The 21,064-nt window shown below is 31.5% G+C and carries 17 protein-coding genes and 2 riboswitches; of the genes, 5 read left to right on the top strand and 12 right to left on the bottom strand.

What is annotated here, in order from left to right; genetic code table 11:
* Window positions 1-28: 28 nt before the first annotated feature.
* The 4 genes from add to G9F71_RS09100 form a co-directional block, all read right to left on the bottom strand.
* The gene (add, locus tag G9F71_RS09115; protein ID WP_164948942.1) at window positions 29-1,021 is read right to left on the bottom strand and encodes an adenosine deaminase; all 993 of its coding nucleotides are present in this window, start codon (window positions 1,019-1,021) and stop codon (window positions 29-31) included.
* Between the two features lie 76 nt (window positions 1,022-1,097).
* A riboswitch (purine riboswitch) is annotated at window positions 1,098-1,197 on the bottom strand.
* A gap of 180 nt (window positions 1,198-1,377) precedes the next feature.
* A complete protein-coding gene (locus G9F71_RS09110; protein WP_164948941.1) occupies window positions 1,378-2,403 on the bottom strand; it encodes a CPBP family intramembrane glutamic endopeptidase in 1,026 nt (341 codons plus the stop codon).
* Between the two features lie 261 nt (window positions 2,404-2,664).
* Window positions 2,665-4,341 (bottom strand): PAS domain-containing sensor histidine kinase, encoded by a 1,677-nt coding sequence (locus G9F71_RS09105; RefSeq protein ID WP_164948940.1) that lies wholly within the window; start codon window positions 4,339-4,341, stop codon window positions 2,665-2,667.
* 223 nt (window positions 4,342-4,564) lie between these two features.
* A complete protein-coding gene (locus G9F71_RS09100; protein WP_164948939.1) occupies window positions 4,565-6,331 on the bottom strand; it encodes a peptidoglycan D,D-transpeptidase FtsI family protein in 1,767 nt (588 codons plus the stop codon).
* A 313-nt stretch (window positions 6,332-6,644) separates the two neighbouring features.
* Here G9F71_RS09100 and G9F71_RS09095 point away from each other — a divergent pair, with 313 nt between their 5' ends.
* On the top strand, window positions 6,645-8,360 hold the full coding sequence (locus G9F71_RS09095; protein ID WP_164948938.1) for a methyl-accepting chemotaxis protein: 1,716 nt from the start codon (window positions 6,645-6,647) through the stop codon (window positions 8,358-8,360).
* 78 nt (window positions 8,361-8,438) lie between these two features.
* On the opposite strand, the gene G9F71_RS09090 is transcribed toward G9F71_RS09095, so the two are convergent.
* Window positions 8,439-8,873 (bottom strand): bis(5'-nucleosyl)-tetraphosphatase, encoded by a 435-nt coding sequence (locus G9F71_RS09090; RefSeq protein WP_164948937.1) that lies wholly within the window; start codon window positions 8,871-8,873, stop codon window positions 8,439-8,441.
* A 399-nt stretch (window positions 8,874-9,272) separates the two neighbouring features.
* Between G9F71_RS09090 and G9F71_RS09085 the strand changes: the two genes are divergently transcribed.
* Window positions 9,273-10,490, top strand: a complete 1,218-nt coding sequence (locus G9F71_RS09085) for an alanyl-tRNA editing protein (protein ID WP_164948936.1) — start codon at window positions 9,273-9,275, stop codon at window positions 10,488-10,490.
* 84 nt (window positions 10,491-10,574) lie between these two features.
* On the opposite strand, the gene G9F71_RS09080 is transcribed toward G9F71_RS09085, so the two are convergent.
* The 5 genes from G9F71_RS09080 to thiD all read right to left on the bottom strand — a co-directional run bounded on the left by G9F71_RS09080 (window position 10,575) and on the right by thiD (window position 15,485).
* Window positions 10,575-11,792, bottom strand: a complete 1,218-nt coding sequence (locus G9F71_RS09080) for a 6-phosphofructokinase (RefSeq protein ID WP_164948935.1) — start codon at window positions 11,790-11,792, stop codon at window positions 10,575-10,577.
* Window positions 11,793-12,022: 230 nt separating this feature from the next.
* Window positions 12,023-12,649 (bottom strand): thiamine phosphate synthase, encoded by a 627-nt coding sequence (thiE, locus tag G9F71_RS09075; protein WP_164948934.1) that lies wholly within the window; start codon window positions 12,647-12,649, stop codon window positions 12,023-12,025.
* The gene (thiM, locus tag G9F71_RS09070) at window positions 12,639-13,475 is read right to left on the bottom strand and encodes a hydroxyethylthiazole kinase (RefSeq protein ID WP_164948933.1); all 837 of its coding nucleotides are present in this window, start codon (window positions 13,473-13,475) and stop codon (window positions 12,639-12,641) included. Before thiM ends, thiE begins: the two co-directional genes overlap by 11 nt.
* Complete coding sequence (gene cytX, locus G9F71_RS09065) at window positions 13,451-14,668, bottom strand: putative hydroxymethylpyrimidine transporter CytX (protein ID WP_164948932.1); 1,218 nt, start codon at window positions 14,666-14,668, stop codon at window positions 13,451-13,453. The genes thiM and cytX overlap by 25 nt, the downstream gene beginning before the upstream one ends.
* Window positions 14,661-15,485, bottom strand: coding sequence for a bifunctional hydroxymethylpyrimidine kinase/phosphomethylpyrimidine kinase (gene thiD / locus G9F71_RS09060; protein ID WP_164948931.1), 825 nt, complete (start codon window positions 15,483-15,485; stop codon window positions 14,661-14,663). Before thiD ends, cytX begins: the two co-directional genes overlap by 8 nt.
* 134 nt (window positions 15,486-15,619) lie before the next feature.
* A riboswitch (TPP riboswitch) is annotated at window positions 15,620-15,731 on the bottom strand.
* Window positions 15,732-15,979: 248 nt separating this feature from the next.
* On the opposite strand from thiD, the gene G9F71_RS09055 reads away from it, so the two are divergent.
* Window positions 15,980-16,390, top strand: coding sequence for a hypothetical protein (locus G9F71_RS09055; RefSeq protein WP_164948930.1), 411 nt, complete (start codon window positions 15,980-15,982; stop codon window positions 16,388-16,390).
* 176 nt (window positions 16,391-16,566) lie between these two features.
* A complete protein-coding gene (locus G9F71_RS09050; protein ID WP_164948929.1) occupies window positions 16,567-16,797 on the top strand; it encodes a hypothetical protein in 231 nt (76 codons plus the stop codon).
* Here G9F71_RS09050 and glpK read toward each other — a convergent pair.
* On the bottom strand, window positions 16,769-18,259 hold the full coding sequence (gene glpK, locus G9F71_RS09045; RefSeq protein ID WP_164948928.1) for a glycerol kinase GlpK: 1,491 nt from the start codon (window positions 18,257-18,259) through the stop codon (window positions 16,769-16,771). The genes G9F71_RS09050 and glpK overlap by 29 nt on opposite strands.
* Before the next feature lie 973 nt (window positions 18,260-19,232).
* Between glpK and G9F71_RS09040 the strand changes: the two genes are divergently transcribed.
* A complete protein-coding gene (locus tag G9F71_RS09040; protein ID WP_164948927.1) occupies window positions 19,233-19,508 on the top strand; it encodes a hypothetical protein in 276 nt (91 codons plus the stop codon).
* 82 nt (window positions 19,509-19,590) lie between these two features.
* Here G9F71_RS09040 and G9F71_RS09035 read toward each other — a convergent pair whose 3' ends face one another.
* Window positions 19,591-21,030, bottom strand: coding sequence for an MDR family MFS transporter (locus tag G9F71_RS09035; protein ID WP_164948926.1), 1,440 nt, complete (start codon window positions 21,028-21,030; stop codon window positions 19,591-19,593).
* Between the last annotated feature and the right edge of the window lie 34 nt (window positions 21,031-21,064).

Raw genomic sequence — 21,064 nt, 5'->3', positions numbered from 1 at the left:
TATTCTTCTTTTCTATAAAGTCTATCCCTTAAATATATTTTCTTAACCATTCCTTTGTTTCTAAATCGGTAAAGGCCGCATCAACACTATTAAGATAAATTTTTTTATACTCCTCAAAAGTAATGTTAAATTCCCTTAACAATACATTACATTCCACAGTCATATTTGTGTCTGATACAGTTCTATTATCAGTATTAACTGTCACTTTTACCCCATCATTATAAAAATCATAAAAGGGATGATCTTTAAATGAATCAACTGCTTTAGTTTGAATATTACTTGTTGGACACATTTCAAGAGTAATTCCTTTATCTTTTACGATGTTATAGGCTTCAATGCAGTCTTTAATAAATACCCCATGCCCAATTCTTTCTGCCCCTAAAAGTTCCACTGCTTCCATGACATTTTTACCTATTCCTGTTTCTCCTGCATGAATAGTTACTCTATATCCATATTCTCTAGCCAGTTTTATAGGTTCTATGAATTTTTCACAAAAGCCTTCGCCTTCAGATCCACATAAGTCTATTGCAACTACCCCTTTTGAAATATACTTTCTGCCAGCTTCCACAACCTCAAAGGCTCTATCAATAGACATAAATCTCATACATGAAAGTATTACATTTCCTTTTATATCATATTCATCTTCTGCATCTTTAATCCCAGATATTACACTCTCTATTACTTCGCATAGGTTTAATCCCTTTGTTATATGAAGTAGCGGTGCAAATCTAACTTCAATATACTTTACATTTTCTTTTGCAGAATCGCAAAGAAGTTCAAATGTGATTCTTCTTAAACTCTCCTTTGATTGCATTACTAAATTGGGAATTTCAAACCTTTTTAAATACTCGTCAAGAGACTTACATTCTGATGGTGCGGTAACTTCTTTTTTAATATTTTCAATATCATAGTAGGGAATACTTATACCCTCCTTCTTTGCTATATCAATTATTGTTTCAGGTCTTACACTACCATCTAAATGGCAATGCAATTCAATTTTTGGTAAATTTTCAAATTTCATATTGTCCTCCTTTTAAACTCTTTTAGCTTTTACTCTATTTCAAAAAAACAAAAAATCCTGACTACAAAGAAAATACATATACTTGTATCTTCTTCGTAATCAGGAATTATAGGCTCCTGGTAGAAACCCCCAAACCATATTATTGGGGTTATACGAATCTAAATTAACTTTTTAGATTATATTTAATTAAATGATTTGTTAATATATTCCTCTTGAAACTAAAACACGTGTTTTTTATATTTTATCATAAACAGAAAAATAGTCAAGCTATGAATTTGTACTATAAACCTGTTCTATTTATTGAGTATGGCACAAAATAGACTAGCTCCCTGATTAATTAATTGTTCCAAGCTACTTTAATACCTTCTAACAATCAATATAACCATACAAACAAAATATATAGCTAAGGGAGTATATTGCTTTTTATCTGTAGTAATAGTTTTTTCTTCTCTTAGCATATATTTTTCGCCTTCATTGTATTCTAAGTTTTGAGAATACTCCTCTTCTTGACTGTATTCTAATCCTTCTTTTTCTTCTTTATATTCTTTCAATTTTCTTAGGTTTATAAATAGTATTGCACCACCAATCAGAAAAAATATTGAAGCTCTAAGTAGTGCTACGGTAAAGCTAACATTCATTGCATCCGCTGTGGTGGCTGCCTTTGCTGGATCAATGACGCCATTTTCTATTCCAGTGTCCACAAGCTTCATATAACTCATTGCCACTTTACTTATAATAAAGGATATTGCATTATTGGCTGCATGAAGTGTCATACTTCCTAATAATGATCCTGTGTACTCTCTAACCTTTAATAGTATAAATCCCAAAAATAAAACATATATAATTTGCATTACATTTCCATGAAAAGTAGCAAAAATTGCAGTTATTATAAAATACTTCATCTTTTTGTTTATTCCTTCATAAGCGTCTAAAAAAATCCCTCTAAAGAATACTTCCTCAAAAAATGCTGGAACCAAAACTACCACAAGTAACCCTACTAATAGTGAACTACTATTTAGCAAACTAGATATTACCATATTATCTTTTATTACAACCGGGAATAACTTCATGCTTAAAGAATTAATCCCTCCTGCAAAAATGTAGGTACCAATAGAAACAACCATTGTTAACATAACTTGTTTTATAGAGATTTTCTTTATTACCATTACTTTGGTAAATTTTCTTTTAGTAATTCTGCAATATAATAGTGCAATGCCTCCAAGTGTTATAACACTAATGGCTCCAGAAAGCAAAAGTGAAATATCCCCGCTTATAGGCTCATGTAATTTAAATAACTTAATCGCTTTAATAGGTATTTCAATAAATAACAATAATGCTAGTAGCAATAAACTATTAGCTAATAGTATTTTTTTATTTTTCATGAATTTTCTCCTTTAAATATAAATTTAACATCACAAAAACAATAATAGATCAAAGATATCTTATCTTCTAAGTAACACACTCTCTACAAATACAAATTTAACTGCCATAAATGCAATTGCTACAATATATATAATAAGCCAAGCACCTACAATAATCAAATGCTTTATGTTTAATATTACTAAAAGGCTTGTGCCTCTTTTAAATTCTTAGCATCAATGCTTCTAATGTACCTCGATCCTTCTCTGTTACACAAATGTATTCTAAAAATATATATCAGAGAACTCAATGTGAATCTTTTGAATATTATTATCAGCATTCAAACTATTATTAACGTACACTGCTTCACTATCTAATAACTGTTTTATAGGAAGTTCAAAGCTAAATTCACTTCCTACATTAATTTCACTTTCTAAAAATATTTTACCACCGTGCATCTCTACTAAAGCCTTAACTAAAGATAATCCTATACCGCTACCTTCTCTACTTCTGGTCAAGGACTTGTCAACTTGAATAAATCTATCAAAAACGCATTCTTGCTTTTCTTTTGGTATTCCAATTCCTGTATCTTTAACAGAGATAACAATATTATCTTTTCTTTCAAAGATATTTACTGAAATATTCCCCCCTGGATTTGTAAATTTTATAGCATTTGAGATAAGATTTAATATTATTCTTTCTATTTTTTCTTTGTCACAAGCTATTATTTTTTCTTCCATTTCTGTATCGAATAAAAGTGATATCCCATTATTCTCAACATACTCGGCTACAGACAAAGTTATTTCCTCTATAACACTAACAATATTACAATTACTTAAATGAATTTCAAAATATCCTGCATCTATTTTTGTTACATCTATTAAGTTATCAATCAATCTTACTAATCTATAACAATTCTGTTTCATAGTTTTTAAATATCCCTTATTTTTTTCGTCATTTTCATTAAATATTTCCTTGAATTTTAGCTCCATAAGCTGCAACGTTCCTAAAATAACATTTATTGGCGTTCTTAGTTCATGAGATATATTAGCAAAAAAATCCGTCCTAAATTTATCATATTCTATTGCCTGGTTTAGAAGTCTCGTTTTTTCCTTGTTTTCTTTTATTAATTCTTCAGCTTCAATTTGCTTAGTAATATCTCTTGCTGATAAAATCAATCCTATAACTTTATTATTTTCATCTAACAGTGTGTTAAACCAACCATCTACCCAAATAATATGTTTATCTATGTGTATGCATCTAAATTCAAGTTTTTGATTTATAGTCGTATTAATTGATTTTCTAATTTTGCTTAATACATTTTTTTTATCACCTAGGTAAATAAAATCAAAAAGGTTCTTTCCAATTACATTACCTATTTCGTACCCAAGTATATCATTTTTAGTAGGTGTAACATATTTAATTGTTCCATCTACATCTGTCTTTGCAATAATATCCGAGATATTTTCAGTTATCTCTCTTAATAGTTTTTCACTTTCTCTTATTTTTCTCTCCATTTTTTTCCTTTGGCTAATATTACGAGCTACTACTAAAACCGCCGGCTTATGATTATACTTAAAAGCAGATGTACCTATTTCAACATCAATGATAGACCCATCATTAGCAATGAATTTTTCTTCGATAAATGGTGTAATCATTCCACCTTCATATATTATTTTTATTCTATCTTGAGCAATATCAATATAATCAGGATGAACAAAATCCAGAATACTTCTTCCAATCATGTCCTTAGATTTTTTTTTGTCAAATAATTTTTCAGCTGCAAGATTAACTAAGACTATTTTTCCATTACTATGCACACATATAGCATCAGGCGATAATTCAAATAATCTTTTATATCCCTCTTCACTTTCCCTGGATTCACTTTTAACTTCCTGAGCCTCAATAATTTCATCAATATCTATTTGTTGTAATACATTAACATTAATATATTCACTCATCTTAATCTCCCCTCTAAAAATCCATTGAACCTACTTGAGTTTATAACTAAATTAGATTTTCTTAAAATTTTTTCCAAAATATTATATTCTAGAATATATGTCATATTCCTCTTTTTTTGTATTTTTTTATATTTTTTTAAATATTTGTGGTTAATGGAATAATTAGAATAACTGAGGCACTTATGAATGATATAATGTTTATGTTTTAATAGTAAATTTTTTATTATTTATTATCTGGAGATATATTAAGTATTGTAAATATACCTGAAAATAGCTTGCGTGCTGCAGGTACTGCTGTCTGAGCGGCATAATATTTACTGGAGTTTGGTTCTTCTATAGTAACTATCAATGTTACCTTTGGATTATCAGCAGGAGCCATACCTGCAAAGGATGCTATATACTTACCAGACTCGTAGCCTCCCGTGGTACTGTTTACCACATTTGCAGTTCCTGTCTTTCCAGCTATGTGGTAACCTTTCATATAGGTATCCGTTGCGGTTCCTTCCTTTACAACATTTTCCAAATACATTCTTAGTTGTGCTGCTTTTTCACTACTTGTTATAGTCTTTTCACCAAGATTATCATACTTTTTATCCAGAATTTTTTTACCATTTACCATGTGGGATATTTCCTTCATAATATGTGGTCTTATCCAAGTACCCCCATTTGCGACTGCATTGAAAGCAGCAATATACTGCACTTGGCTAACTGCAACACCTTGCCCATAGGACATGGTTGCAAGATCAATAGGTTCAATACTTTTAAAATCCTTTATTAGTCCAGTACTTTCACCTGGCAAATCTATACCAGTTTTCTCTCCAAAGCCAGCCTCCTTTACAAATTTATAAAAATTTTCCTTTCCAATTTTTTGTCCTAGCTTAATAAATCCAACATTATCAGAATTTTTAATTATATCTGAAAAAGTCTCAACTCCATAAGCCTCTTTATTATCATTATACAATGTTGTATTTCCAACCTTAATACTCCCATTACTTACAAAACGGTCCTCGCCTTTAACCGAATTGTTTTCAAGTGCAGCCGCAGCTGTTATAACCTTGAAAATTGATCCTGGCTCAAACACATTACTGATAGCTCTATTCTTCCAGGTTTCTTGTATTTCGGTATCTGTTTTCCCCTCTGTATAAGGCTTATTTAGATTATAAGTCGGTGCACTCGCCATAGCCAAAACTTCCCCATTTTGTGGGTTCATAATTGTTATACTAACAAACTTAGCACTATTTATAGTCAATGTTTCATTAGCCACTTTTTGCGCTAACTCTTGAATTCGTTCATCTATAGTCAACGTTAAATCCTTTCCGTCTATAGGCTCAACCAAGGTTGCTTCTCTGTAGGGCAATTCATTATTATCCCTATCCACTTCAGTCACTTTTACCCCGGGCACACCTGCAAGTTCCTTGTTATAACTCTGTTCTACTCCACCTACCCCATCTCCATCCGAATTGGTATGTCCAATAACATGGGATAAAAAGCTACCATTTGGATACACCCTCTCTACATCTCTTGAAATTATTATCCCCTTATATTTCAATGCTTTAATGGTATCTACCATTTCCTCTTCAACTTTTCTTTTCAACAATACAAATTGAAGTAGCTTTCCCTTACTATCTTTGCTGTTTAATATTTTTTCAACATCGCCACTTTTAATATTCAGTTTCTGTGACAGTTGGTACGCGGCTTGCTTTTCAGGAATTTTTTTACCCCCTAAATACTTTTTAAGTACATTTAAATCAACATCAATCCTATAAATATCGGCACTTGATGCCAATTTCGAACCGTTTTTGCTCAGAATAACTCCCCTTTTGGGGGCTGTTTTTATAGTTTTTGTCCACTGTTTTAATGCCAGCTGTTTATAACTTGTCCCATTAATAATCATTAAATAAACCAATCTACTCACAAGAGCCATAAATACTATAGAAAATATTGTACCTACAACCAAAATCCTTTTTCTTCTCACCTTTTTTCTTTTCAATCCCGTCACCAACCTTTTTTATTTAACTTCTTCTATTTTTCCCTGTGTTTTCTCATATCTATAAGGTACCTATATGTCAGAGTTTATTATAGCATTTATTTGTGAAAATTTTATATATAAATGTTGCCACTCATGTCTTTAAAATACCTATGATGCAAATTGATTTTTATGGAATAATTTTAAGTGTATACTATAATCGCTTTAAAATTTAGTGTAAATTACAATTATTACGAAGCAAATAATAAAAATATTGACGAAATTTTAGTTATATTGTATGATTATGTATAAAATATAATAGGGGGCAACAATAAATATGAATAACTTAAAGGTTAAATCAAAACTTATAATTTTTTCAATGGTATCATTATTACTTATAATCATGATGAGTGGCGTAGGATATTATTATCTTTCAAAGGCAAATAAAGATATGACAACAATGTATACAGACAAATTATTAAGCATTGAATGGTTAAATGAGAACAGAAACCAAGCTAGGGCTATAGAAGCAAATTCATATTACATACTAATTCATACAGAAGATAAAGATAAACAAAATGAAAAATTAAAAGATATTCAAAGTAGGCAAAACATATTTTCAGAAAACTGGAAAAATTTCAAACAAGCCAATACTGATAAATATGAAAAAGATAGAATTGATATTATTGATATCAATAATGATAAATTTATAGAAGGAACATATGAAGCGATCAAACTATCCATTGAAGGGAAACAGAAGGAAGCCATTAATCAATTAAACTCTATTGAAAAAAATAAAGAGCAATTTCAAAATAGCTTAAAAGAAATCGCAGTGTATAATACTAAATTAGCAGAAGATTTAAAAATTCAAAATGATAAAGATTTCAAGGTTTCGCAAAAAGTGTTTTTTGTAATATTTTTAATTGCCTTAGCTGTTGGCTTTGCTTTAACCTTTATTATTTCAAAATCCATTTCAACTCCATTAGTTTTAGCTGTAAATCATTTAAAACTTATAGCTAATGGCGATTTTACAATGGACTCCACTGAAAAATTCAAAAAGAGAAAAGATGAAATAGGAGATATTTCAAATGCAATGGGTGTGATGCAAAATTCATTAAAACTTTTAATTGGCAATGTGCTAGAAGAATCTGATGTTATTAAAACAGTGGTAACCACTATTTCTGAAAATATGAATAATTTAAACATAAATATAGAGGAGGTATCCGCAACTACAGAGGAATTATCTGCTGGAATGGAAGAAACTGCAGCATCAGCACAGGAAATGAATGCAACAGCAGATGAGATAGAAAGAGCAGTTCAGTCTATAGCAGCAAAAGCTCAAGAAGGCGCTACCGAAGCTCAAGAAATAAACAAAAGAGCACTAAATACCAAAGATAATGTGACAAAATCACAAAAAAAGGCATCAGAAATATTCTCTAAGACCAAAGATAAATTGCAAATTGCAATGGAAAATTCAAAAGTAGTAGGACAAATTAATGTATTATCTGATGCAATTATGCAGATATCATCACAAACCAATCTCTTGGCATTAAATGCTGCCATTGAAGCCGCAAGAGCTGGCGAGGCAGGAAAAGGATTTGCTGTGGTTGCAGATGAAATAAGGAAACTTGCAGAACAATCTCAGAATACTGTGATTGAAATACAAAGTATAACTGAAAAAGTTACCGATTCAGTAAATGACTTATCATCTAGCTCCAATGAATTGTTAAATTTTGTATCGAAAGATGTGCATAATGATTATAATACAATGCTAAATGTGGCAGGTGAATATAGTAAGGATGCAGATTTTGTAAATAATCTTGTACTAGAATTCAGCTCCACTTCTGAGGAACTTTTAGCTTCACTTCAAGAGGTAATAAAGACAATAGAGCAGGTATCCATGGCCTCTAATGAAGGAGCAGAAGGAACCACAAATATCGCCCAAAAAGTAGGAGATATTACTGATAAATCAAATAAAATCATTAGAGAAGTAACAAAATCCAAGGAAAGTGTAGAACAATTAACTGAGGAAGTCTCTAAGTTTAAAATTTAATGAAAAATCACCTCAACAGTAGGTTGATCTCTAAAATCTAATTGATAACAAAATTAATAAAAAAAATCCAATGAAATATTATTTTTTTTCATTGGATGATTTAACTGTTTCAACAATAAATTGGCGGGCTTTTTCCAAAATTTCCTTACTACTTTTATAAGATAATAGTTGTTTTGTTTGCTGAAAGCTTGACCACTTATAATCCGCTACTTCTTCTACTTGGATATGGACAATCTGACTTTGGACCTGAGCTAAAAAATATACAACTTCTTTCCTAGTCTCTTGTTTTATTAAATAGTCTACAGATTCTCTAAATCCATTAATTATAGTAACCAAAAGTCCAGTCTCTTCAGAAACCTCTCTTACTGCCGTTTCTTCTTCACATTCATTTTCTTCCATATGTCCCTTAGGAAAACCCCAGTGTCCATCATTTCTATGACTAATTGTTAAAAACTCTAAATTTTCATCTATGATTCTATAAATTACAGCGCCACAAGACTTCTCAAAATCCATAATACCCCTCCACACATTTTTTCTTGATTTTTATCTCTTTATTAATAGTCAGCTTACATTAATGATAATCTTCAAAAACATATTAATATATATATACATATATTAATACTTTTATAATCATTTGTATACTTTATATATAATCCACATCTATATCTTTTAAAATCTTAGTATCTTCTCATTAATATTTTTATGGTACAATATAGAATATACTAACACACTCACATTTTAAAAGTGAGAGCTTCTTCTGCATTCCCCACTAAGGGGATTAAAACATTTGCACATATTACAGACTTGATTTCTTATAAAGTCTTAAAATTCCCCATAGATTAAAAACATATCATGTATTTTATGCCAGCATAGTTACTATTCAACATAGATATTAAAAGGAGATGCTTAACTTTGGAAAAGTTATATTATGAAAATACATATCAAACAGAATTTACAGCTGAAGTAATAAATGTAATAGAAAAAGAAAAAGAGTATCATATTGAACTAGACAAAACCTGTTTTTACCCTGAAAGCGGTGGCCAGCCCTGTGATACTGGAAATATAAATGGTACTGCAGTAACCTATGTTTATGAAAAAGATGAAAAAATATATCATGTAGTTGCAATTAAACCACTGAAAATTCACAAGGTTAAATGTAGTATAGACTTCCATAGAAGATACGACTATATGCAACAACACCTAGGTCAGCATATCCTTTCTGCTTGTCTTGCTGATTTATTTAATGCCTCTACCATTGGTTTTCACCTTGGAAGGGATTCTACAACAATCGATATTGATAAAATCATTATAGGTGATGAAATTAAAGCCTCCGAAGCAAAGGCTAATAAAATAGTTTTAGACAATATTTCCATAGAAGTACTGTATCCAAGCAATTCTGAATTAAAAAAATTAACAATAAAGAAAATCCCAGTAAAAGCTGGCGAAAAAATTAGAATAGTTAAGATAGGCGATATTGATGTAAATCCTTGCTGTGGAATACATCCTAGTTCAACTATTGAGGTACAATTAATTAAGGTTATAAAATTCGAAAAATACAAGAATGGTATGAGAATTGAATTTTTATGTGGTTCAAGAGCAGTTTCTGATTATATTTCAAAACATGAGGCCATAGATAAAATGTCTAAACTTTTATCCTGCAATAGTTCTACTCTCTTATCCGAAGTAGATAGGCTCTCTTATGAACTTAATAAGGCCCTTAGTGAAAAAAGTACATTAAAAGCAATAGTTGCACAATATGAAGTTCAAAATATGTTAGAATCCGCTACAAAAATAGAAGATATTAAGGTGCTTAAATGCATTTATGATAATGGTGATTTAAAATACACTAATACCTTAGCAACAAAATTAGTATCCTCACCAAAGGTTGTAGTTTTATTTGGAGTAAAATCTGTTGATAAAGCAAATCTTTTATTTATGTGTTCAAAGGATTTAAATATGATTAGCATGAACGCCCTTCTTAAGGATGCCATAACCCTTATAGATGGTAAAGGCGGTGGAAGTGACCTTTCTGCGCAAGGTGGAGGAAAAAATAATAATAATTTAGATTCTGCGCTAGATTATGCCTTAAGTAAGGTTAAAGATCATATAACCTTGAGTTCTAAAGTTTAAAACATTTACTCCGTGGATTTCAGTAATAAGTCAAAATGCTAATGTATTTTGACTTATTATTATTAACCCATGTAATTTCCAGACCTATTTATATAAAATTTTCGGTATTTTAGGTGCTCTAAGTCTGTGTGCATAATGCATGTCTGAACCTAATAATGGCCTTGCATAATTTAAAAATGCCTCAGTTACATTATTGCATGCACTATTAATAAAAGCATCAGGCATTACCTTCGTTTTTCCTGCTACTGCATCTAATTGCGTAAGTCTATAATCCACAGAATAATGGCCCGTCCTATGTATAGTAATAGATCCATCCACATTATCCCACAATGCAAACTGTGCAGCTTTTTCTCCTACTTCGCGAGCTTCATTTCTATCTACATCTGACACGCACCCCATAAAGCATCTTTGTGGATATCCCAAGGTATCGGATCTAACTCTTTTAATATTTAAATTATCTCTGATATATTTACATAAAAGATCCCCTAAGGCTCCTGTTCCTGATAGTTGTACATTTCCATGAGCATCTTTTTCTACTTTCTCCATGAGGCTTGTAATGATTGGCACTCCCTTTTCATCTTGAATACCTTCTGATACAGCTATTACACATCTTCCATGTTTATCATAAACATTTTTTACATCAACCAAAAATTGCTCAATGCTAAAGACCCTTTCTGGCAAATATACTAAATGTGGACCATCATCTTCGTACTTTTTAGCTAGGGCTGATGCAGCTGCTAAAAATCCTGCATGACGCCCCATTACTACCCCTATATAGATGCCTGGCAATGCTCTATTATCAAGGTTGGATCCAATAAAAGCATTGGTTATATATTTAGCTGCAGATCCGTATCCAGGAGTATGATCGTTAATCATAAGGTCATTGTCTATAGTTTTTGGAATATGAATTGCTCTTAGTTCATAATTTGAAATTTTAGCCTGTTGATTTACTATTCTAACAGTGTCTGCTGAATCATTTCCCCCAATATAAAAGAAATATCTTATGTCATGGGCTTTAAGCACAGTGAATATCTCCTTACAATATTTTTCATCCGGCTTGTCTCTTGTAGATAAAAGTGCGGAGGAGGGAGTCATCGCAACCTGCTCTAGATTATGAGTTGTTTCACGAGTTAAATCGTAAAAATTCTCATTAACTATTCCATTTACTCCACTTATAGCACCATAGACTTTTGTTACCTGCGCAAATTTTCTTGCCTCTAGCACTGCACCAACTAGGGATTGATTAATAACAGCGGTTGGACCTCCACCCTGTGCAATTAAAACCTTACCTGGAAATATCATATTGAACACTCCTTATAATTTTGTCATTTCTTTACGCTATATGCATTACTAAATCATAAAAACATTATAAAAAGCCCAATGTGATTATTCATCATACTGGGCTAACTTACTTTAGTGTTTTTAGACTTCTTATAAATAAAGCAGTAATAATCAAATTAATTTCTAAATAGATTATAATTTGTTTTTACATATATTACAACAACTATTTTGAATTTTCAAAATCTTCGCTTTTATGCTCTAAATAAATCCCCTAATTTTTCCGCTGCTATCTTTACAGATTTTTTGGAAAGTATAGCTGAAACTACTGCTATACCATCAATATTTGCTGGCTTTAATAATGATACATTTTTTTCACTAATTCCACCTATAGCAACTACAGGAATAGAAATACCTTCCTTTATTTCTTTTAAGCAGGCCACAGAAACTGCACTTGCATCATCTTTAGTAGTTGTAGGGAACATAGCCCCCACCCCTACATAATCTGCACCTTCTCTTTCGGCCTTTTTAGCTTGCTTAAGAGTTGAGGTAGAAACACCTATTATTTTATTATTGCCTAATATATTCCTTGCAATGTCTGCTGGCATATCACTTTGGCCCAAGTGAACTCCTGCAGCATCTACAGCTCGTGCAATATCAATTCTATCATTAATTATTAGTGGAACTTTGTATTTATCTGTAATAGACTTTATTTTTACTGCAATGTTGTAAAATTCTAAAGTGCCCACCTTCTTTTCTCTAATCTGGACTAATGTGACTCCGCCTTTTATGGCCTCCTCAACATCAGTATATATATCTGTATTTACGAGCACATCCCTATCTGTAACAAGATAAAGGCTATAATCTATATTACTTCTCATTTATTTTGCTCCTTTCTATTATTTCAATTTGAGATAAGTTATAAATAGCATCTAGTATTTTTACTTTTAAAGTTCCTGTGCCGCCATTGTTTTTATCTAAACCTTCATAAGCTATTTCTCCTGCAATACCCATAGAAACGATTCCTGATAAAGCTGCTAGAAGATTGTTATCTCCTGCGCCTAAATAACAACCAATAAGTGAAGTACACATACATCCCGTTCCCGTAACCTTAGCCATTATCTTATGTCCATTTGATGCGGTGTAAAGAGTTTTACCATCTGTTATTATGTCTATCACTCCAGTTATAGCTACCACTGTATTTAATTCACTCGCAAGTGCTCTTGCCATTTCTTTTTCTTCTATAAGCTCATTGCCATTTCCAGAAACACTTTCTGAAGAGTCTACGCCTTTTGTTTTAGAATTAACACCATAGATTGTTTTTATTTCAGATAAATTTCCTCTAATAACTGCTAATTTCACTTCGCTAATGATTCTCTTAGCAGTATCTGTTCTATAAACTGTTGCCCCTGCTCCAACAGGATCTAGGATAACGGGAATATTTAACTCATTTGCTCTTTTTCCGGCCTTAATCATAGACTGTACACTTGTAGAGTTTAAGGTTCCTATATTTATAACAAGTGAAGAGGAAAGGGATACCATATCAGAGACCTCATTAATATCCTCCGCCATAACTGGTGACCCACCAATAGCTAGGGTAATATTAGCACAATCATTAACCGTAACATAATTTGTTATATGATGTACCAAGGGATTTTTTTCTTTTATACTATTTAATAATTCTATGATTTTTTTATTAATTTCCATTTATACGTCCACCTCCAAGTTATTGCATATATAAATCCTGTAATAATCATAACTGGTACTGTAGCTCCCAGTAGCAAATCAAGTTTTATAAATCTATAATAAAGTACTATTCCTATAATCCATACAATGATAGCTCCCCAATTGATAAGGACACTATCTTGTAGCTTTGTATTTTTCTTTATTATAAAATAGTCAGTAATTAAAATCGCAAATAAGGGTGCGAATACTGACCCTATAGCATATAAAAAGCTTTGATAATTTTCTATAGGAAGTATTACAGCCACTAAGGTACCAATAATAGCCATAACAATACCAACTTTTTTTTCACTGAGCTTTGGCATAATATTTAAAAAAGAAACTCCTGCTGAATACACATCTAAAAATGTAGTGGTTACTGTGGAAAGTACCACTATTCCTAAAGCAGTAATTCCTAAATTTGCAGCAAGCATAATAGCTGAAGGGTCTGAATTATTTGAAACTATAGCAGCTCCTAGGCCTATAATAAACATCCATGAACTTCCTAAAAAATAGCCTATAAAACTTCCACAGGCTCCTCCCTTTTCACTTTTTGCAAATCTAGTGTAGTCTGCAATTAAAGGTAACCAAGAAAGTGGCATAATTATACTGAGTTCCAATGCTCCACCAAAGGATATCCCTGAACTACTCGCCTTTGCAAGTAACGTTTTATCCCTTAAAATAATTGATCCTAGAACCAAGGTAAGTATAAAAAGCAAAAATACGGCTGTAATATTTAATTTTTTCATACCTGCATTACCAAAACTAAGCCACAATATTGTAAGTATTCCAATAAGCACTATGCATACTAAAACATTATTGAAGCTCCATAAACTTTGTGTTATTAAGTTTACAGAACTGGCTGCTACCTTTATCATAACTGCCGTCCAACCAATTAACTGAAGTATATTTAAAATAGAAAATAAATATGTACCATATACTCCAAAAGAAATACCGGTAGAAGTTATGGCTGGCACTTTTTCTCTAGTACCGATTATACCACCTAGCATCAATATTCCTGTGCCAATCAAGTGTCCTAGTAAAATTACTACCACTCCTATTTTAAATCCTAAGGGTGCAATGAATCCTCCCGTAAGAATTTCAGCAACAGAAACTGCAGCTCCAAACCATAAAAATAAAAAGGTCCAAAATCCTAGTTTTTCACTATCTTTAATCATTTGCTATACCTGCTTTCTTATATAATTCATAAAAGTGATTAGTAGGTCCAACTCCATGTCCAATATCTAAGGAATGCTTTATAGCAGTAGTTATGTATTCTTTTGAATTTTTTATTGCGTCTTTCATACTAAAACCCAACGCTAAATTTGCAGCTATAGCAGAAGACAGCGTACATCCCGTTCCATGAGTGTTTTTTGTAGGGATTCTTTCGGATTTAAAATGTGTAATTTCCTTCCCATCATAAAATACATCTATGGCATCTCCCTCTATATGCCCTCCCTTTAAAAGCACACTTTTACAGCCTAACTTGTATATTTCTTTTGCTGCCCTTTCCATATCTTCCACTGTTTCAATACTTGTAATCTCTGAATGTACTTCGCCAAGAATTTCCACGACCTCTGGAACATTAGGGGTTATAAGTGATGCTAATGGAATTAAATTCTTAATAAGTGCGGTTTTTGACTCTGGCTTTAATAGTGAATAACCACTTTTTGAAATCATTACAGGATCCAGTACTATGTTTTTAGGTTTGTACTGTTGTAATTTTTCACTTATGGCATCAATAGTTGAAATCACAGACACCATACCAATTTTAACTGCATCTACAACTATATCTGTAAAAATCGCGTCAATTTGTGCCACAATAATTTCTTTTTCTAAATCTTGCACGGCAAAAACCCCCATGGTATTCTGCGCTGTTATGGCTGTAATAACGCTCATTCCATACACCCCATTTGCACTAAAACTCTTTAAATCCGCTTGCACTCCTGCTCCTCCACAACTGTCAGAACCTGCTATAGTCAAAACTTTTTTCATTTCAATTTCCTCCTATTTGTTATACATTTTAAACATTTTTATTTAAATTAATTATTTTTACTCACAACAAAAAAACACAAACCCATAGGATTTGTGTTTAAATTACCATGCTATATAAAAATATATACATATATAATACACCATTAAACAACTTCCTACGCTGGCATTATCCAGTTCAGGTTATTAGGGTCAAAGAATTACAGTTCTTGATCTCAGTTGGCTTATCCAACTCCCCTGTGCTTGGTTATTCACTTTTATAAACTGTTACATCTGAAATAAAATAACTAATCATAAGTCTAGTGATTTTCTTTCATCGCCTAATAATAACATAACAAATTATTATAAACAAATTATTATTTTTGATAATTTCATATGAAAATTAAAAAATTACATAAACATAGTAATTTTTCCATCTATATTCTATAAGAAAATGGTTAAACTATATAAGCACTGAATATGTACAGTGTAATTTTTATATTGGAAGGAGAATGTTTATGAATAATAATTTAGAAGAAACAAAAAAATTAAATAGCCAATCAGTAGCAAATAAAGGTAATAGCGGTGCTTCTGCTATGAATAGTATGAATATGAGCTCTGATCCTGCTAGTTTAGAAGAAACAAAACAATTAAATAATCAATCAGCTTCTAGTTCAGGTACTACAGGTGCTTCAAATGCTATGAGTAGTATGTCTAACATGGATAATATGAGTAGTAGCACTAATGCTACTACTCTAGAAGAAACAAAACAATTAAATAACCAATCAGCTTCTAATTCAGGTAATAGTGCTAGTATGAATAGCATGGCTAACATGGATAATATGAGTAGTAGCACTAATAGTACTACATTAGAAGAGACAAAAAAATTAAATAATCAATCAGAAGCAAATAAAGGTACTAGTAAATAAAAAAAAATTAAGGTGGGATTATCCTGCCTTAATTCTTTTTAAATCTTAAACCATATTGAATGATATGCCTAGTAGCTTATTACTACAAAAAAATCCAGCTGAATTTCAAAAATCTATTGCATTTCATGTAAAATTATCATACTATATAATAAATAAAAGATGAAAGGATGATTTAAATGAAAAAATCTAAAAAGCAATTAATTCAAGGTATGTCCTTCACAATTGACATGAACAAACTGAATTTAAATAGAAGAAAATTTAATTCCAGTGAAATTGGAAGAGGCACAGGAATTCAAAAGATCAAAAAAGGAAAAGGTTCTTATACCCGCAAGAATGTCAAAGTCGATGACAGTTCTTGTGGGTATTTTTTATTCCAACCTATTCAAGTTTTATACCTGATCTCTTAACAGCTATATGCCATCCATGAAGTAATTCTTTTCTTTTTTCCTCTGTCATAGATGGTTTAAAACTTCTTGAAATTGCCCAATGCTTTGCTACTTCTTCTTTACTCTTCCAATATCCTACTGCAAGTCCTGCAAGATAAGCCGCACCTAGCGCAGTAGTTTCAGTAACTACTGGTCTGTCTACTTGAACGTTTAAAATATCAGATTGAAACTGCATTAAGAAATTATTTGAGCAAGCTCCTCCATCTACTTTAAGTTCTGTAAGTGTAATTCCAGAATCTTCTTGCATTGCTTTTAAAACATCATGTGTTTGGTAAGCAAGTGCTTCCAGAGTCGCTCTTATCAAATGTTCTTTCTTAGCTCCTCTTGTAAGCCCTACTATTGTCCCCCTTGCATACGGATCCCAATAAGGTGCTCCCAGCCCCACAAAAGCAGGAACCACATATACTCCATTTGTGTCTTCTACTGCATTTGCATATTCCTCACAATCAGCAGCATTGTCAATCATACGAAGCTCGTCTCTTAACCATTGTATAGCAGCTCCAGCTATAAATACACTACCCTCAAGTGCATACTCAACTTTGCCATCTATTCCCCAAGCAATGGTAGTAAGTAATCCTTGTGTGGATTCAATTGCCTTTTCTCCTGTATTCATAAGCATGAAGCATCCTGTACCATATGTGTTTTTAGCTGTTCCTGGTGCGTAACAAGTTTGTCCAAACAAGGCTGCTTGTTGATCTCCAGCAGCGCCTGCAATAGGGATTTCTCCTCCAAACAAGGAAGCATCTGTATATCCATAAACACAACTTGAAGGTTTAACCTCTGGTAGCATTGATTTTGGTATATTCAATGTTTCCAAAATTTCTTCATCCCATGCAAGTTTATGAATATTGAATAGTAATGTTCTTGAAGCATTTGAATAGTCTGTTACATAGGTTTTTCCTTTTGTTAAATTCCAAATTAACCATGTATCTATGTTACCAAATAATAAATTGCCTTGTTCTGCTTTTTCCCTAGCTCCTTCTACATTGTCTAATATCCATTTTATTTTTGTTCCAGAAAAATAAGCATCCAAAATCAATCCAGTTTTAGCTCTAATTACTTTATCAAAGCCTTTTTCTGTTAGTTCATCACAAGTTTCAGCCGTCCTTCTACATTGCCATACAATTGCATTATATACTGGAACTCCAGTTCGCCTGTCCCAAACCACAGTGGTTTCTCTTTGATTTGTAATACCTATTGCTGCTATATCAGACGCCGTAGCATTAACCTTAGCCATTGCTTCTGTTGCAACACTAATTTGACTCCCCCAAATTTCCATTGGATCATGTTCTACCCAGGCTTCTTTTGGAAAAATCTGAGTAAACTCTTTTTGTGCGGAAGTTACAATAAGTCCCTTCTTATCGAATAGAATACACCTTGAACTTGTTGTCCCTTGATCTAACGCCATTATATATTTAGCCATTGTGAAAAACTCCTTTTTTTAAATAGTCATATTAACCGTTTACAATTTAATACATAAAAAAACCGCATCAAAATAAAGCATAACACTTTATAATAACGCGGCTCATATTCTTTGCCATTTATTATTTATTAATATAATAAGTATAACTGATTATTAGATTTTTTGCAATGTAAATGGTTTCCTTTGCTATTGTTGTTATCAACAGTACTATAGTCTTTATTTTAATTTCATTATAAATGGGCAAAAAAATAGAAGCTAATTTCCCATATATTAATCCCGATGGGCTTAGCTTCTATTTCCTAATAAATTGTTCTTTCAATAATTCTCTCCTAACTAATTTCCCGCTCATAAATAATAATGATTCTAATATTGTTGCTATTAAACTCTTAAGGTTTAATTTGTTACGGGTAACTTTAAATTATTTTTTATTGATATTTAGCAATGGATTAAAGTATCTTTTATAGGCCTAATCGATATTTTTTCCACTACCTATGAATTAAGTTGCTTGTCCATGCTGATTCAAAAGTTTTAAAATATTTTTCTAAATATGCAAACCAGTTTAAATTGTTTTTTTTGGTGTAACCACCCCACTTTCAATTATAATAAATAGTTTTTTAATATTATTAATTTTTGGGCCACACCCTTTCTTTTTTAAGATTTTTTTTATTGTTTTTTAATATTTTGCCTTACACTCTGAATTGAAAGCTTTCTTCTTTGTGTAACTTTAGTATACTTCCCTTGCAGAACTTTGTCAATAGTTATTACTAAGTAACATTATGAATAATTGGTGAATTATTCTGACAATTATTAGGTTTTATTTTTCATTAATAATGTTAACATAGGCTGTAACATTATTATATAATAAGTTAGCCCAAAATAAATTTCCACCTATATTCTATAATAGAATGGATAAACTATAAAATATATTGAATATAAATTCAGTATAATTAATATATTCGAAGGGAGAATACTTATGAACAAGAACGATAATTTAGAACAAATAAAAAAAGCAAACAAACAATTGAGTGACAATAAAGATTCAAAATCCTACTCAAATGCAGGTTTAAATAGCAGCACTAGTGATGCTATTCCAAAAGATACAAGTAGATTAAACATTCAATCAACTGGTAATGATTTCTATACCGGTATTTCAAATGATGATATGTCAAGCATGTCTAATATCAATAACACTAATGGTGATGCTATGCCACAAGTTTCAGCAGTAAATAAAGATACTACTAAAAAATAATTTTAAGGCAGGATTATCCTGCCTTATTTTTTAAAGTAATATAAAAAAAAGGAATTCCCCCTTATATTCAGGAGTAAATTTTTTATTCTAAAATACCATCTTTTGAATTTGCGTTAAATTTAAAAGAAAGTATCAATGAAACTACAGCAATTATGATAAATGCTATAAATACTACATGAAGCCCTGAATTTAAAGATAATTTTATTTGCTTCAAACTTACTCCACTGTTCAAAGCTGACTCAGAATATAAATTGTTTGGTTGAATCCCGCTTATTCCTAAATTATTAAAATATCTAACTATGTTATTATTTAATATGATTCCAAAAATACTTACGCCTATAGTTTGACCTAATGTACATACTAGTGCATTTACTGCTGTGGCAGCGCCTCTTTTGCTATATCCTACAGACTCTTGCGCCATTATTGTTAATGTTGTAAAAGCTCCTCCAAAACCAAAGCCCATGATAAACCCATAAACTATAACTGATATTAATGGAGACTTAGTATTTAAAGTAGTTAAAAATCCACAACTAATAATCAAAATTAAAGTGGATATACCAATGACCATTCTTTCACCATATTTAGGGATAGCTTTAGACAAAATAAATGAAGATAATAGCCATGAAATAGACATAGGTGCCATAGAAACTCCAGAAGCTGTAGCCCCAAAACCTAAAACATTCTGCATATATATAGGTAAGTAAACCTCTACTCCTATTAAAATTCCTGCGGTTAAAAAGCATATTATATTCACAATACTACTAGTTTTTGTGAAAATTTCAAAAGGTATAATAGGCTCCTCCGCCCTTTTTTCCACATAATAAAATATAATGAGTAATGCAATTGTAACTATTAAAGATATTATAATATTATTTTTTCTACCGGATAAACTTCCCAATAAAAACGTTAGAATTGCAAGGGAGAATAATAAAGTACCTGCATAATCTATTTTATGTTTCTTCCTCTCAAAAGTTTCAATTAGGTTTTTTTGTAAAAGTACTATTGATATTATTCCAAAAGGTAGGTTTATAAAGAAAATCCAATTCCATGAAAGATTTTCTATTAAAAAACCACCTAAAAAGGGCCCAGTTAAACTAGCTATTCCCCATGCTGTACTTAACCAGCCTTGAACCTTTGGTTTTTCTTCAGAAGTAAAAACATCACCCGCTATGGTATGAGTAACTGTAAATATTGCTCCCGCGCCCAATCCTTGAACTGCACGAAATGCTATAAGCTGATACATGCTTTGTGATATTCCACAAAGACAACTCCCCAGTAAAAAAATTATTATTCCAATTGAAAGAATGTTTTTCCTCCCATATAAATCAGATAATTTTCCATATATAGGTGTTGAAATAGCTGATGTCAATAGATAAGCAGCAAAAACCCAACTTATAAGCTCAAACCCATTTAATTCTTTAACTATAGTTGGTATGGCAGTAGTTATTACTGTCCCCTCTACAGCGGCGAGAAACATTGACACCATTAATGCAATGACTATACTCGTTTTTTTCGATTCCATCCTTTATGTCACTTCCCTTATTATGATTAATGCC

The organism is Clostridium sp. FP2, from assembly GCF_011065955.2.
In the GTDB taxonomy this organism is placed as follows: Bacteria; Bacillota; Clostridia; order Clostridiales; family Clostridiaceae; genus Clostridium_AD; species Clostridium_AD tagluense.
Note: the sequence above shows the minus strand (reverse complement) of the source record. Positions and strands in the feature narration are given on the sequence as shown.